Here is a 14791-nt window from a genome sequence, read left to right as displayed (position 1 = left end):
GAGAGGCGGAGCGCAAGACTGCTCCTTGTACGAAGCAGTCCGGGATCAAGGCGCGCGCTTGGTGGCGCATCGATGATGATGAGCTGCGGGTTCGCCGATAAGCGGTAGTTGCGTGAGCACGCACCAGCCTTCCGGGTGCGAACGGGGGGCAGCGTGCATCAACGATGCACAACCACTTGACCACAGCGGCCGGGAGGGTGGCCGACTTGGTTTGCCGGCAGGCGTTGCAGCCCCGGATGTCCCGGCACACCGTAGTGGGCAATGCCGAATAGCGGCACGGGCTGGCCCATAAGGAGATTCGTGCAGTAGTACACGGCAGCCCGCAGCCCGCAGCACCCGCTCGGCCCGCGGCAGGCGTCACGGCCGCCCGGCACTGGTGCCGTTCCTGCCACGCTCACGAACCACCTTGAGCAGCCAGTTGAATGTCTCGTCCCACAACTCGCCCGCGCATCCAGGCGAATAGCAGACCCCAGCCCTTTGCTGCGCAGCGTCGCTCGCTAATTCCACTCCTTCAGCCGATGTCGTCTGGGCGATTGAGTGAAAGCGATCCCAACACCGTCACCGACGCGTTTGGGGCCGTTCTCCCGCCTGGGCATGCTCCCCAATCGCGCGCGTTCCTAGTGGCTGCGGGACCCGATTTGCTAGAACTCCGCAGAAGAGGAAAGACTCCGCAGGAGCAATTCAGCGATTGGCGCGGTGGATTGCGCTCTTGATGCTGAGCGTTCTGGCATGCAGCGCCCTGCTTCCGTCCCAGCGCGCCGAAGTTCGAAGCCGCAAGGTGATCCCGCAGGGCTAGGTCGTTGTACGGACTTTCGGCCGGCCTCTCACTTCCCACGACATCGACCGACGGCGACCGAACGGCCCCCTGAACGGCATTGATGTGCCCGCAGCCCTCCGACCAGCATGCCGGAGTTACCAGAGCACCCCAGCTACATTGCCGGCATCCTGCGCACCGTTCTCGCCGGAACCCAGCTCTACGGGAGCGGCGACATCAGCGAGGCCATGGGAATGACCGTCATCCGCCTCCATCCGGAGAAGATCACCCCCGACCCGGAACCCGAACAGGGCCAAGCGCTCACCGTCCTGCGGGCCCTGTCCGACCCCGGCGACGACGAACACCCCTTTCTAGTCGGGTTCCTGATGCTGGACAACAGCCTGATGCGCCTCTACGTGCAGCGCCCCGACCAGCCCGGCATCATCGGCGCCGACATCCGTCTGACCGGTACCACCACCGCGCTGATCGCCTCCCTGCCCACCCTCATTGACGAAGAGCAGTCCCCTCGGCGCCTGCGCCGGAGCGGCCCTCGGCGCCGTGGTACTGCGCCGCATGCCCGACGGCGCCTCCACACCACAGACAACCGTCCGCCGCACGGCAGCCGTTCTCGCTCCGGCCGTAGCCCTGATCGGCGTCGTATGGCTGCTCGCCATCGATCCCGTCCGCACATAGCCCACCAGCCAGGTCCCCACCGCAAGCACGCGCACCCCGCCGGCGCGCTGCCGGAGAGTGTCGCCCGGTTCATCCGCGGCCTAGAGGCCGCCCAGCGCTCCGGCATCGTCGAGCACGTACGCCGGCTCTGCGCCGGCAGCAGAGCCTTCCTCGACAGCCTTCATCCGGCAGCCCGCGCCGAAGCCGAGCAGGCCCTGGGCGAGGCCCGGTCCTGGCTGACCGGTCACGAGGACTACCAGCAGCGGGTGTTCGCCGACCTCGAAGCGGCGGTTTTAGAGAGGCGGGCCTGGGACGTGCGCTCTCAGCTCCAGACGGCCACAGCCCTCACCCGGCGCGGAGCCAGCGCCGCGGAGCAGCGTGTCCTGGCCGCGGCCCGCGCCTTCGTCCGCCAACAGGACCACCTCCGGCGGACTCGCCCCCGACCGTACTCCACCCCCTCCTGACGCCGCGCCCCAAACGCCGGCGCGCCAAGACCAAGGACACTCCCAGGCCTCAACCCACCCGGAAGGAAGTGCCCAAGCCGCAACCCGGCACCGAAGAAGAAGGAGGGAGACAGACAGCGGACGAGAGCGCCGAACGCCACCCGTCAGGCACAACGGGACCGCGGTGCGGGCCTGCGCCGCGCCCGGTTCATCCTCGACCACCTCGACAAGCAGCGCTTCCATCTCTCCGCTGACGAGCAGCGCGAACTCGCACGAGAACTGGAGACCGTCGCGGAAGCCGCCGGCGACTGGCTTGCCGGCGAGGAACGGCGCCAGGCCCGGGTCTGGATCAGGAAAACATCCCGGACACCGAGGCAGGTCCGGCCGAACCCGGTGCGCCGGGAGCTTGCGCCGGACGTCCTCCAAGCCGCGGCCGCCGCCGTGCGCGGGGCACTGAAGAAGTCCGCCCGGCAACAGCAGACCACCAGCTGGGCCCGGCTGGAACAACAACTCGGCTCCGCGCTCCCCCACATGACCCTCGCCGACCGGATCCAGGTCCTGACCCTCGTCGCCCAGAGCACGGCCGCCGACCAGGCTCTGCTGTCGTCTCTCTTTGCCTCTGGAGACCCGGGCGACGTCCTACCGCAAGGTCGCCGGCGCCCTGAGCCTGGACGTGCCCGCAGGTGACGACGACCTGCGGGACGTCCTCGAAGATACGACGACCATCGTGGTGAGCGCCGCCAAGGCGATCAGCAGGCCGCCGTACGCGAAGTCCTCACGAATCGACTTACGCAGATCCTTGGGTCGCCGCGCCATCCACCCCCGCCTCCTGTCACGTGGTGTGCGCAGTCATTACAGCATGTGTTTGCTACGTCCAACTCTCCTCTGTGATGGCGCCGTTGAGGACTGTAGAGGCTGGCACCGGCAACGGCACTGGCCTGCGCATTACGCGGTACGTCGCACGCCCGGCGGCTGCGGAGCGTCGCCCGTGGTGCCGTCTCCTTGCGCGCGCTCGGCACGGGCCCGCCACAGCGCAGCGGCTTCGGTGGCCGCGGCTTGGCGGCGGCGCTGGGCGCGTGCCGTGTCGATCACAGTTGGCGCATCGTCAGGGACCACCTTGGAATCGGGGAAGGCACGGCGGCTGAGCTCGCGCATCCTCTTGTTCTGCCGCTCCACCGCTTCCGCGATTGCCGGGGCGGCGCGCCTGCTGGTGCGCGGGGAGCGTGCGGCGGTATCCCTCGCTTGCCGACTCCCTGGTCTTCACCGGCCCCAGCGGCACGGCCGCGGACTCCGAGGCGACGTCGGCCGGCACCGGCAGCGGGCGCCGATCCGGGCGCGAGGATCCGCAGGCCGCGTACGACTCTTCAGCCCGCCGACTCGTTCGCCGCCGCGATGACCCGGGCTTGCTCCAGGCGCAGCTTCGTCGGGCCGCCCGCCGACTCCGGGCACACGGTGAGCCGACCGGAGTCTGCGTCGTACCCGACGGCCGCAACGTGGCCGGCGAACTCGAGTGCGATGGCTGCCTACCCCGCGGGCAGGGAGGCGCCGACGGCCGGGAGCTCCCAGGCCCGCTCGGTGACCAGCGCGCCGATCGCAGCACCGAGCCTCATCGGTTCACGCCCATCGCGCCGGACCACCCGGACCGGGCGCGGCTTCAGCTGCGCTGTACGGCCGCCGCCGTTCTTCTGCGCCGCAGCCCTTGGCGGCGCGCAGGGCGACGCGGGCCAGGTCGACGCCACTGAGCTGCGGGTTCTGGGTCATCACGCGACCTCACTTGCCAGCTCCTGGACGCGGTGGATGCCGCAGACGCTGCGCGACGGCAGGGGCTTGCGGCCGCACGGCACGGTTCCGCCCCGGCCAGAACAAGTCTCCAGCCCGGCCGACGCAGCGAGGGACGCGGACGCGACGGCGGCGCCCAGCACAGCGGCCTGTTCCCGGCAGAGCTTGCACAGGCCGTCCTCGAGGGCGCGGCCGACCACGACGATCCGGGCGCCACAGTCCCCGCAGGAGCCACGCGGCGGACCCTCCAGCTCGCGCTGCGCCGGAACCGGGACGGCGTTGCGGACCGCGTCGTCCAGCACGCAGTCGGCGCAGCGCCCGGCCGAGCCAGGACGGGTGCCGTGCTCGGGGCACAGGCCCTCCTCGATGCGCTGGGCGCGCCGCAGGGCGGCGGCCTTGTCCTGGACGATCTCGGCACACACCTCGCAGGCCTTACCGGTCGACCACAGGACACCTGCCTCGCAGTCCTGGTAGCCGCAGCCCCAGCGCGGCAGAGCCACTCCGAGCAGCCACCGGCCCGGGTCACGGATCTCCGAGAGCATCACCTTGGCAAACCGGGCGGTGAGCCGGTGGTGAAGGCGTTCGGCATCAGTACCCTCGCGCAGCTGGCGGCCCACCTCACGGGCAAGCTGCCGCACGACGAAGTCGTTGTGCACCCGCTCCAGCAGCACGTGGACCGGCTCCAGCACGGCGTAGATCTGCGGGCTCATGGCCAACTGCGGTCCGTCGTACGACGACCGCGCAGACCCCCCGCCCCTCTTGCTGCGCTTTTCCGTTTCTGGCTTCGAGGGGGCGGGCCGGCTGTTTCCACCCGCGCGAAGCGCGAGACCACCGTCGGCTTTCCGCGCAGTCGCGGCAGCCGGATTTTCCACAGCCTCAGCGCCCTCAACTACCGGTACCTCGCCTACGGCGGGCAAGACGAGTGCGCGAGCGTCATCCGGTGAGTCAGTCCTAGGTGAATCCTCATTCGCGAGGGATCCCTCACCAACCGGCGAACCCGATCCCTCACCAACCGGCGAACTGACCCACTCCTGCGAACCACTGGTCACAGCAGCCCCAGCGACCGTCGCGGAGCCACCGTCCGGACGGGCCTCGGGGGCGATGTCATGCGCGATGTACCGGTGACGCCCCTGCGCCCCCGCACGCCGCTGCACCGTCACCCAGCGCGCCGCCTCCACCTCGTCCACGACCGCCGACGCCGCCGTCACCGAGATCGGCTGACCGGCCTTCTGGCCCGAATGGTGCCGCAGGCCGACCGCCAGCTCCGCCTCCGTCAGCGCAATCCCCCGCGCCTGTGCGAACGCGATCAGCATGTACACACGCAGCTGCCGCGGCGTCAGGTCCTCCGCAGCCGCCACCGGCACCCACACGAACGCCTCCGTACGGGTCATCGTCCGCACCGACCGCAGCGCCGACAGCCCCCGGCCGCCCGGCAGCGTCCGCCGCTCTGACGTCAGCTCGATCACGCCGTCCGGAGCCGGCCGCGACAGCAGCGCCAGCCCGCGCTCCACAGACGCCTTCGACAGCCCCAGGTACGAGGCGATCGTCGACGACTTCGCCTGACACCCCTCCGGCCGCAGCCCCAGCGCCTTCACCTTCACGTACACCGACAACGCCACATCCTGGTAGTACGGCGAGGACACCAGACGCATCGGCACCCGCACCCGCTGCCGCCGAACCGGCGCGGCGTTGCCCAGGGAGTTGCCGATCAACTCGGACAGCGCAGCGGCCTCCGCCGCCACGGCGCTCACTGGCCCACCCCGGCCGAAACACCAGAAGCGATCACCTGGCGATCGTGAGCCGGACGGCCTGTGGACAGAGCCCCGAGGACAGCGACAGAGGCATGGGCGCTGACTGGACGGACAAGGGTTCCCGGTTGCGCAGTCGCCCGAAACAAGCAACAGCCCTGCTGAACGGCGGGACTTACGGGGCGAATCGGGCTGTGAAATCGGTCAAGACGTGACTTCAGAGACTCCCAAACGGGGGTAAAACGGGTGTATGTGGGCTGGCAAAAACCGGAGCAGTCGTGCAGAATGACGACGCCTCCCTCTTTGAAGGCGGGCATAACGAAGCCCCTCCTGTGAAGGCGGTGCTTCGGGTTCTGGCGAGAACCGAGATCGAACCGCTCGCAGCCGGCGGCAACCGGGGCGAGCAGCTCCTCCAAGAGGCCGGCAAGCCTCGCGGAGAGCAGATGGGCGCTGGGACTGGTGACGGGCAATCACCGGAAGCCACGCCCGGGGCGGCCAGAAGTCCTGCGATGCAGGCGCCGCCCCCGGAGACCTACGTCATCCCGACCCCCTCACCCGAGGGGTGAACCGGGGTGCGCTCGGACAGCACAAACGCCCCGTCGAAGGGCCAGCGGTCGCTCATGCGCTGCTGGCACCACGGCGGGGTGCTGTGTGACTGGGGCAGGGTACGGGTACCCTGATGCATGTCGATCACCTTTGACTCGCTGAAAAGGAAAGGGTGGTCGGCAGGCCGCGGACCCCTCCTACAAGGTCCAGTGGCCCGCCCCCTCGACTTGCTGAAGGTCGTGGGGGCCATTTTTCTGTTGATCAAGCTCGGACACACGATACTCCTTCGTACCGGAGCCCCGAGCCCCCGGGGCACACGTGTCGCAAAGCCAGACGACCACTGACGGCCCATCACAACCCAACACCCTCCTGCTGAATTCGTGCTTACAAAGGATCAACTGCGCCGATCTCACGGCCAGTGCCCATGATCCGAACAGGAATCGGCCCGGAATCCAAGAGGGTTCGCACGAACACCTCCGCCAAGCCCGCCAGGCGGGCACGAACCTGCCCACGGCTCCCGCCACCCGGGCGGCAACAGCGCCAATCCGTCCGCAGAACGGGCACTGAAACAGACCGCGCGGCACCGCCGATAGGCTCGCCGACGTGCAACAGCGACTGGCCCTCTTCGATCTGGATGGCACTCTGGTCGACCGGCAGGCGGCCTACAGCGAGGCCGTGGCCGGCCTGTGCCGAGCACACGGCTTCGACCCCTCCGTCGAACAATGGCTCCTCGCCCAACTGGCGGACCGCGCGAACCCGAGCGACTTCGCCCAACTGCGCACCGTCTTCCACCTGGACGAACCCGCCACGGAACTGTGGCAGGAGTACGTCGACCTGATCGCGGCCGCCGTCACCTGCCGTCCCGAAGTCCTCGAGGGACTGGCTGAACTCCGCGCCGCAGCATGGACGATCGGCATCGCCACCAACGGATCCGCCGACACCCAGCGCGCCAAAATTACCGCCACCGGCATTGTCGAGCTGGTCGACGGCGTCGCGGTCTCCGGGGACCTCGACGTACGCAAACCCAACCGACGCCTCTTCGAAGCCGCCGCCGCGCAATGCGGCCTGGACCTCTCCATAGGCGGCTGGATGATCGGGGACAACCCCTCCGCGGACATCGGCGGCGGCCACCAGGCCGGACTCCGCACCATCTGGCTGAGAGGCCTCCCCTGGCCCGACGGACTTCCCGCCGCCCACCACACCGTCGACGACGTCACCGACGCCATCAACATCCTGCTCAACGAGAACCCGGAATAGCACCGTGGACCAGCCAGTCGTCGGCATCCTCCACCCCGGCAGCATGGGCGCCGCCATCGCTGCCTGCGCAAGGGCCAACGCAGCCGCGGTCGTGTGGTGCTCAGCAGGGCGCAGCGCAGCGTCCACGGCGCGCGCCGAACAGTTCGGCCTGACGCCGGTAGCCACGCTGACCGAGCTGCTAGAACACAGCGACATCGTCATCAGTCTCTGCCCGCCGGCCGCTGCCGAGGACCTGGCCCACGATGTCGCCGCGCACCGCTTCGACGGCGTGTACCTGGAGGCGAACGCCATCAACCCCGAGCGGACGACGCGGATCGCCGGACTGCTCGAACCCGCCGCGACCATCGTGGACGGCGGCGTCGTCGGCTCCCCGCCCATACACGGCAAGAGCCCGGTGCTGTACCTGTCCGGCCCGGTCGCCGCGACCGAGCGGATCGAGGCGCTGTTCGCGGACACCGCAGTGCAAACGAGAGCGCTCGGCACGGAGATCGGGAAGGCTTCCGCCTTGAAGCTGGCGTACGCCAGCTTCCAGAAGACGTCGCGGGTCCTGGTGGCGCTCGCGGTCGGTATGGCGCGCGAGCACGGCGTTGACCAGGAGCTCATCGAGGTCGCCTCCCGGCGCACCGACTCATACCTGTCCGAGCCGCAGTACGTGGCCAAGACGGCGGCCCGCGCCTGGCGCTGGGGCCCGGAGCTGGAAGAGGCCGCCGACGCGCTCGCGGCCGCCGGCCTCCCGCCGGAGATGCTGCGCGCGGCCGCGACCACGCTGGCCCGGTGGCACGACGTCAAGGACGACCGCGAGCTCACACTCACCGACGCCCTGGAGCGACTCGCCCAGCCGTAACCCACGCTCATCCCGTCGACGCCTCCGCCCGCTGCACCAGCAGCTCGTCGATGAGCCGCGCCGACTCCTCCGGCGACGTCGCCGAGGTGTCCACCGTGAGATCCCAGACCATCTCTGGGTGCGCCTCCAGGTCCTCGCGGGTTGCCTTCCACGCCACCAGACGGGCGGCAGTGTCGTTGTCGCCCCGGCCCACGGACCGCCGCGCGGTCACTTCCCGCGAGCACCACAGCAGCACCAACGCCCAGTCGGCCGGATAACCGTCAACCAGGGCGCGGACACCGTCGACTTGCCCGAGGTGCACGACCGGAACTCCGGCCGCGAAGGCCGCGTCGAGCCCGGGGCGGTCGATAGCGTACGAGTTGCCGTACCGCCGGTTTGCGTAGATGACGTCGCCCGCGGACTCCAGCTCAAGCAGCTGCTCGGCAGTGCCCATCCGGTAGCCAGTGGACTTTCCCGAGCCCACCTTGAGCCGCGCGAACTGCCTATATCGCCCGCTCAGTTCGGCGAGTGCCGCCGTGATCGTGTCCTTGCCCGAGGCTGGCGGCCCATAGAGGATCAGGCCCTGGCTCATGACGTGCTCAGCTTTCTTTCGTCCTTAGTCGACCACAACTCAGCATTCGGATCCTTCTGCAGAGCCGCCTGGCATCGGGGGCACTCAGACGCGAGTGCAAGCCAAGCTCCCATCGACCAGCTGACATCGCTACGGAAGGCTCTGCACTCACAGTTGTCGTGACAACCCCATCCGGTGTTCGTGGAACAGCAGACGTAGGGCCAAGAACCAGCATGTAGGGCCATGGGGTGCCCACAGCTGCACCGGCCATCTGTCGCCGCGCCCTCCCATGAGTGCTCGGGAACCTCGCTAGGGGGCCGGTGGGCGTGTGTCACGAATGGGAACGGAGAAGCGTATGGCTGAACTCTCCCGTGTTCAGGCTGCCCAGTCTGCTGAGGGATGGCCTGCCGCTCCTCAAGATTGTCGGCAGCCTCGTCGACCTGATGAAGCCAGTTGGCTTCGTCGAATTGAAACCACTCACCTGACATGCGCTTGTCGGCGAAGTGGCGATGCAGCTTGGCCTCAAGGTCCGGGTCAGCTGTTTCCCGGCTCCACCACACACGTAAGGGAAACGGCGACGCAGTTTGTAACTGGCGCAGCCGTTTTTCGACGTTTCCGGTCTTCCCGATCTTTACGGGCGCAGGCTGGTCCGAGGAGCTGATGGCATAGAGGAAGGTCGTCATTTCCGCTCCAGAGGATCAACGGGACACAGCTCCAATTGCCTGGCGAGCTTGATCGGCGAGCGAGATCGCCGAACCCAGGCGGTTGTCAACCACCAGGTGTGGCACGGCCGGCCGCAGATCGAGATCAATCGTCTTCAGATACTCGTTCCATCGCTCCAGCTTCCAGGTGTCACGCGCAGCGCCACGGGCCGAGATGTACTCGTGCATCGACTCCACATCGCAACGCACCCAGATCGGCGCGACGTCCACGCCCTGAGCGGCGCACCTGTTGATCAGCCGTTGCATCCACTCCTCGTCGGTGAGCTCCGCGATGAACGGAGCTGTTACGACTGAGCTGATGCCGCACGCCACGTTCGCGTAGACGACCTGCATCAGCGCCGCGTACTCGGCCGGCCGTACCTTCTCCCGATAGATCTGAGTGTGCCGGTCATGCGGCTGTGCACCCAATGCTGTGAGTAGCGGCTCCACCAGCGGCCTGGTCAGAGGATCCTTATCGACTAGCGGCCAGCCCGTTAGCTGCGTCAGGAATCGAGCGAACTCCGTCTTCCCCGAACCAGCGAACCCGCCGACCAGCACCACGCACGGCTTGTGTGGATCGCCACCGGTGCGGCGACGCTTCCAGGCCTCCATCACTCGCTGCTGCCACCCGTAGCTGTCGAATCCACCACCGTCTGCGATCCGCGTCAACGCCCGCTCTACCGCGATGACGTGGGAGCCGTTGCGCTGCTCTGGCAACGGTGTGACCTCAAACTGCGCTGTTTCCTCGCCCGGAAGCGCCGGCCGGAAACCCAACGACGGCTCCGTGGCTCGGTACAGCAGGCAGTAGACCCGCCTGTACGGAGGACCGGGATAGCTCTCTCCCGTCTCGTGCATGCTCAGCGTCTGAGGGTTCGCCGCCGGAACTTCCAGCCCTGACTCCTCAGCGAGGAGTCGGAGCCGCTCACCGGCATCCTCCAGGGTCAGCCCGTGCGCCTCGCGATGCTCACGCAACTTATCCGGACGCCACCCGGCGCGCTTCCGTCCCACCCCTTGATCCTCCGTAAGCCTCATACCCCGGAGCCTAGGTATGGGCTCCGAAAATCCATGTGTAGTTAGTCGTTGAAAACGCGTTGAAGAACTCGTTCACAGAAGTGACGAGCGATCCGTGATGTTGCTCAGCCTCCCCAGCGAGTGTGATGGGCCCCACAAGACAAACAGGTCCGAGGGGTGCACGTGATCAGTGGACGCGATGTCGAGACGTTGCCGCAGAGCCTGGTGGCAGCGTACCCCCTTAAGGCTTATTCACTTAAGGGGGTGGGGTGGGAGGCTGGCCACATCAGTGAAGCCGGGGTGCTCGCGCGGATGTCGTCATGTGACGAGGAGCCGGTATCTCATGCGGTACTTGTGTGCTGCCTTCGTCAGGAGAGACACCTCGATCGGTCGATCACCGTCGGAGTACACGACCCGGAAGGTGAGCATCACGGGCATGTCCTTTGGGAGCTCAAGGGCTACAACCTCTTCCTCCGTTGGGATCTCCGAGGAGACCTCGTCCACGAAGGCGCGGGGTGGATAGCCCAGCTCATTCAAGAGAGTTGGCGTGCCACCTCTGATCTTCCTGCGGTCCATCATCGCGGTTCCCTCAGCAAGATCGAGGGGGTAGTACGAGCAGGTGAGTTCCGTAGGTTCATCGTCGAGCAGGAGGATCTGCTTGCGCAGGAGCGCGCGCTCTCCCTCGCCAAGGCCGAGGGTCATCGCCACCTCGTGGGGTGGCGCGACGGCTCCTACATCAAGGAGCTTCGTCGAGCCACGCTGCGACTGCTTCGTTGCCTCCGTGATCCAACGGTAGGGCTCGCCGGCTCCTGCTGGCGGCATGTAGACGGCTGGCGAGACGGCCTGCTGGGTGCCGCCTTTGACGAACACGCCCTTTCCCGGATGGCCGACCAGCAGGTCCTCGTCCTTCAACATGAGCAGGGCCTTCTGCACGGTGGTACCCGCGACGCCGTACTGCTCCATCAGAGCTGGTGTCGAAGCAAGCTTTGCTCCGGGCGCCAGGTCGCCCCGGGTGATCTGCCTGCGCAATGTGGCAGCGATCTTCTGGTGGGCCGACCGCTTGTCCTCGAACGATCTAGCCATTCAGCTGGCCTGCTTCCTCTGTCGGTACTGGATGTGTCGGGTCATGGTCATGACGCTGACTTCGATCGGCTCTCCGCTGGTAGATGCCGTGAATCGGGTCAGAATCAGCACGGGCGTACCTGGTGGCAGGTTCAACGCTGCGCATTGTCCGGAGCTGGCTGTGGCTGCGGAAACGTCTTCGAGCGGTTCGTCTTCAGGGGTGAAGCCGAGTTCGGTCAGCAGCGTGACTGCGCCCCCTGGAATCCTGCCGCGCCCGGCAAGGCGGGTGCCATGTGCGACACGGGCCGGGTAGTAGGAGTAAGCCAACTCGACCGGCTTGTCATCCAGCAGAATCAACCGCTGACGTACCACGACCTTCTCGTCGGGTCCAACGCCGAGGAAGTCTCGCACCGGGCCTGGGGGGTCGACCTCTTCGACCGCGAGCAGTCGCTGGCTGCCCCGTCGACCCCGTGCTGCTGCTTCCGCGCTCCACGCGTCAGGCTCCCCCGCCTGACGTGCTGTGAGGTACGGCTGAGCATCACCAATCCAGGCGTCCTTGCTGCCCATGTTGTATCCCCTCGGTCCTTCCTGACCTGCCGCAACCTTAGTGCCGTACTACTTCGCCCAGCATGGATAACCTTAGGGCTTGTGGCCTTAAGGCGTATGCCCTTATGGTTGCGTGAGCGGCCCTCGAAGGAACGCGCCGCCAGGGAAGTGCCGACTTGGCCTGCGCGAACGCACAGCCTCGCCTCGCCCACCTCCGAGAGGAGCACCACCCGTATGTACGTCTCTCCGATCTCTCCCAGCATCGCGGCCGCGCCACTGACTACGTACGCGAGGTTCGAGCGGCCGCTGCTGGCGTTCGTGAACGAGCTGCTGTCCCCGGTGGACTACCAGCGCGGTCCTCAGCTGGCCCTCATGGCGTGGGCGGAGGCGTTGGGCTCGCTGGAGATCACCACCGAGGCTGGGATGGAGAGGGATATTCCACTCTGGCTCGCCGACGCGGTCCGTCGCGTGGTTCGCGAGCAGACCTCCCCGGCGGCCTCGGTCGGCCGCGTCGTCACGGTTGTTACATCGGACGGCGAGCCCCACGGCCTCGCCACCGCTGGTTCTGAGGCGCCGGCTTTCGACTGCATCGTCGCTTTACCGCTGGCTTCCTGACACACGCCGGGTCTTCGGACCCGGCTCCCCCACCCGGAACCGCCTGCGGGCGGCGCCGGATGAGGGAGCCGGAACCTCGGTCCCCTACTGCAAGATCGCAGAAGTCGTCCGCCCGTCGGGGCGGCCGGGGTTGATGCACCACCAAATCCCCCGGGTTCTCGACTCACCTGCATGCACGTTGCAGCGCTATGCGCTGTCCGTCCTCCAGGACGCCGGGTCTCCCGTGCGCCTGGCGGGCGGAGAGAGCACCGCCACGCAGCCCCTCCCCCGCCGTACGCAAGGAGATCCCGCGTGACCATCACGTCTGCGATGCCCACGGCCCGCAAGCGTCTGACCCGGACCCGCACGAAACAGGTCAGCAGCCTCCCCGCCATCATCGTCTCGAAGCTGCTCCCCATCGACATCGACCTGCTCCCCGGCACCGAGAGCCTGGTCTGCCCCAACTGCAGGACCTGGTGCCCCATCACCGGGCACGATGGCCGCAACCCGAAGCTGGTCCCCCACCACGCCGGCCGCGCCGGCACCGCCGAGCCGCGCCGGTGCATCGGCAGCAACCGCAAGGTGAAGCTGGACCTGACGATCGCTGAGTGGCGGGAGCTCCTGGCCGACGCCATCACGGAGGCGTCGTCCCGGCGACCGACCAACGTGCTGCGCAAGCCGAAGGTCGCGCCAGCCCCGGCCACCGCCCACATCGCGGCGCCGGACCTGGACGCGAACGGCGCGCTCCGGCTGTTCCGGATGCACTGCGAGCAGTGCGAGGTCTGCCAGGAGTCTGGTCATGCTCACTGCGACAAGGGCAACCCGCTCGCCCGCCTCTACCTTTACAAGCTCTACAACGCGCCTGGCCGGGTGGTTGCGCAGCAGGAGGTAGAGGAGCCGGGCGACGGCCGTGCGCCGTGGCTGCTGAGGGAGATGAAGTGGGCGTCGACGGAGACTGCGGTACGCGAGACCGACACCCGGCGTGCGCAGCTGCCCGCTGGTGACGCTCCGCTGGGCAGCCCGCTGGTTCCACTGACCACGCTCCATCCCAAGCGCCTCGAGCGCTGAACCGCCCCGCACGAACGACCACGGCCCCGGCCGACCCGATCACCTCGGGTCGGCTGGGGCCGTGGCTGCTCGTACGACCAGCCAAAACGAGCGGCCCCGGGATTGCGCCCCAGGGCCGTTCAGCAGGTCAATCCGTGAGAGGAAATCCCTTGAGTCTCATCATGACATCTCCCGCGCCTCCTGGTGCACGGGGAGATAGCAGCCCGGACATGGACGACATGCTGCGCCGGGCCCGTATGGAGGACCAGCGCCGTTCGCAGCGGCCGGTGCTTCCGGTCTGCGTCCCCGGTCTGTACGTCCAGCACGGCGACCGTGGCTTCGTCGCCCACATCACGGCCTCCGAGTTCGCCTTCAGCACGGTGCGCGGTCTGACCGTGTCGGTGCTGATGGCGTACGGGACTGGCCAGGCGACCGCCCACACCGCTGAGTGGCTCGTCTCGGAGCTGCTCGGCAACGCCGTGCGGGCCTGCGGTGATCACGTGCCCTTGGTCGTAGAGGTGTACGTCACCGGGCGCAGTGTCCAGGTGAACGTGCACGACCCCGCCGCCGATCTGCTGCCGCGACGCAGTGCGGTGGCGATGGACAGTGACAACGCGGAGTCCGGGCGCGGCCTGGGTCTGTTGGACATGTTGGCGCCCGGCTGGGACGTCGTGTCCTCTCCGGTCGGCAAGCAGATCCGCTGCCATATCGACGCCAAGTAGGTCAGTCCGCCGCCAATACACGAGCCGGCCCCGGGGATTCCGCCCTGGGGCTGGCTCGTACACGGATCTTTTGGGAGGCCCAAATGAAGATGCGAGTGTCCGTCGCCCTCGTGCGCAGCCACGCCTACGTGCCGGTCTCCACCGACGCGATCGGGCGGCCCCGCGCCGCCTGCGTCGATGAGGACCCCGAGCTGTTCTTCCCGATCGGTGACACCGGCCTGGCGCTGCTCCAGATTGAGGAGGCCAAGGCCGTCTGCCGCCGCTGCCCTCTGATCGAGAGCTGCCTTGAGGGCGCGCTGGAGCGGGGCGAGGCCGCGGGCGTGTGGGGCGGGCTGTCCGAGAAGGAGCGCCGTTCCCTCAAGCGCCGCGAGGCCCGTAAGCGCGCCGCGGCCGCGTCCGCCTGACGCCCGCCGTACGGGAGCGACAGTCAACTCCCCGCCCGCACCACGCTGTTCTACCAGGCCAGCCGCCCGCACCACGGGCGGCCGGTCTTTCGCACGTCTGCAGCCCGGGAA

General features: G+C 68.0%; 15 protein-coding genes. 8 read left to right on the top strand and 7 right to left on the bottom strand.

Annotation, left to right across the window (positions count from 1 at the left end; genetic code table 11):
• Positions 1 to 903 precede the first annotated feature (903 nt).
• Both OHT51_RS42750 and OHT51_RS42745 read left to right on the top strand, forming a co-directional pair.
• Positions 904 to 1890, top strand: coding sequence for a hypothetical protein (locus OHT51_RS42750; RefSeq protein WP_328884711.1), 987 nt, complete (start codon positions 904 to 906; stop codon positions 1888 to 1890).
• A 372-nt stretch (positions 1891 to 2262) separates the two neighbouring features.
• Complete coding sequence (locus OHT51_RS42745; protein WP_328884710.1) at positions 2263 to 2556, top strand: hypothetical protein; 294 nt, start codon at positions 2263 to 2265, stop codon at positions 2554 to 2556.
• Positions 2557 to 3483: 927 nt separating this feature from the next.
• Here OHT51_RS42745 and OHT51_RS42740 read toward each other — a convergent pair.
• Together OHT51_RS42740 and OHT51_RS42735 are read right to left on the bottom strand one after the other, a co-directional pair.
• Complete coding sequence (locus OHT51_RS42740) at positions 3484 to 3630, bottom strand: hypothetical protein (protein ID WP_328884709.1); 147 nt, start codon at positions 3628 to 3630, stop codon at positions 3484 to 3486.
• Entirely contained in the window at positions 3630 to 5399 is a 1770-nt protein-coding gene (locus OHT51_RS42735) for a hypothetical protein (RefSeq protein ID WP_328884708.1), read from the bottom strand. Before OHT51_RS42735 ends, OHT51_RS42740 begins: the two co-directional genes overlap by 1 nt.
• A gap of 1146 nt (positions 5400 to 6545) precedes the next feature.
• Between OHT51_RS42735 and OHT51_RS42730 the strand changes: the two genes are divergently transcribed.
• On the top strand, positions 6546 to 7199 hold the full coding sequence (locus OHT51_RS42730) for an HAD family hydrolase (protein ID WP_328884707.1): 654 nt from the start codon (positions 6546 to 6548) through the stop codon (positions 7197 to 7199).
• A 4-nt stretch (positions 7200 to 7203) separates the two neighbouring features.
• The gene (locus tag OHT51_RS42725; RefSeq protein WP_328884706.1) at positions 7204 to 8043 is read left to right on the top strand and encodes a DUF1932 domain-containing protein; all 840 of its coding nucleotides are present in this window, start codon (positions 7204 to 7206) and stop codon (positions 8041 to 8043) included.
• A gap of 7 nt (positions 8044 to 8050) precedes the next feature.
• Here the strand turns inward: OHT51_RS42725 and OHT51_RS42720 are convergent, their stop codons facing one another.
• The 5 genes from OHT51_RS42720 to OHT51_RS42705 form a co-directional block, all read right to left on the bottom strand.
• Positions 8051 to 8614, bottom strand: a complete 564-nt coding sequence (locus tag OHT51_RS42720; protein WP_328884705.1) for a phosphotransferase-like protein — start codon at positions 8612 to 8614, stop codon at positions 8051 to 8053.
• Positions 8611 to 9276, bottom strand: a complete 666-nt coding sequence (locus tag OHT51_RS43465) for a GIY-YIG nuclease family protein (RefSeq protein WP_443052756.1) — start codon at positions 9274 to 9276, stop codon at positions 8611 to 8613. Before OHT51_RS43465 ends, OHT51_RS42720 begins: the two co-directional genes overlap by 4 nt.
• Positions 9277 to 9291: 15 nt before the next feature.
• A complete protein-coding gene (locus tag OHT51_RS42715) occupies positions 9292 to 10302 on the bottom strand; it encodes an AAA family ATPase (RefSeq protein WP_328884704.1) in 1011 nt (336 codons plus the stop codon).
• Positions 10303 to 10623: 321 nt separating this feature from the next.
• Complete coding sequence (locus OHT51_RS42710; protein WP_328884703.1) at positions 10624 to 11388, bottom strand: GntR family transcriptional regulator; 765 nt, start codon at positions 11386 to 11388, stop codon at positions 10624 to 10626.
• A complete protein-coding gene (locus tag OHT51_RS42705) occupies positions 11389 to 11934 on the bottom strand; it encodes a UTRA domain-containing protein (protein WP_328884702.1) in 546 nt (181 codons plus the stop codon).
• A gap of 213 nt (positions 11935 to 12147) precedes the next feature.
• Between OHT51_RS42705 and OHT51_RS42700 the strand changes: the two genes are divergently transcribed.
• The 4 genes from OHT51_RS42700 (at position 12148) to OHT51_RS42685 (ending at position 14680) form a co-directional block, all read left to right on the top strand.
• Positions 12148 to 12528: a hypothetical protein gene (locus tag OHT51_RS42700; protein WP_328884701.1), complete on the top strand. Its 381-nt coding sequence runs from the start codon at positions 12148 to 12150 to the stop codon at positions 12526 to 12528.
• Positions 12529 to 12819: 291 nt separating this feature from the next.
• On the top strand, positions 12820 to 13575 hold the full coding sequence (locus OHT51_RS42695; RefSeq protein ID WP_328884700.1) for a hypothetical protein: 756 nt from the start codon (positions 12820 to 12822) through the stop codon (positions 13573 to 13575).
• Positions 13576 to 13784: 209 nt separating this feature from the next.
• A complete protein-coding gene (locus OHT51_RS42690; RefSeq protein ID WP_328884699.1) occupies positions 13785 to 14276 on the top strand; it encodes an ATP-binding protein in 492 nt (163 codons plus the stop codon).
• Between the two features lie 83 nt (positions 14277 to 14359).
• Entirely contained in the window at positions 14360 to 14680 is a 321-nt protein-coding gene (locus tag OHT51_RS42685; protein ID WP_328884698.1) for a WhiB family transcriptional regulator, read from the top strand.
• Positions 14681 to 14791 lie beyond the last annotated feature (111 nt).

Source organism: Streptomyces sp. NBC_00299 (assembly GCF_036173045.1).
Lineage (GTDB): Bacteria > Actinomycetota > Actinomycetes > Streptomycetales > Streptomycetaceae > Streptomyces > Streptomyces machairae.
The sequence above is the reverse complement of the archived record's forward strand: the minus strand, read 5'-3'. Positions and strand labels throughout refer to the sequence as shown.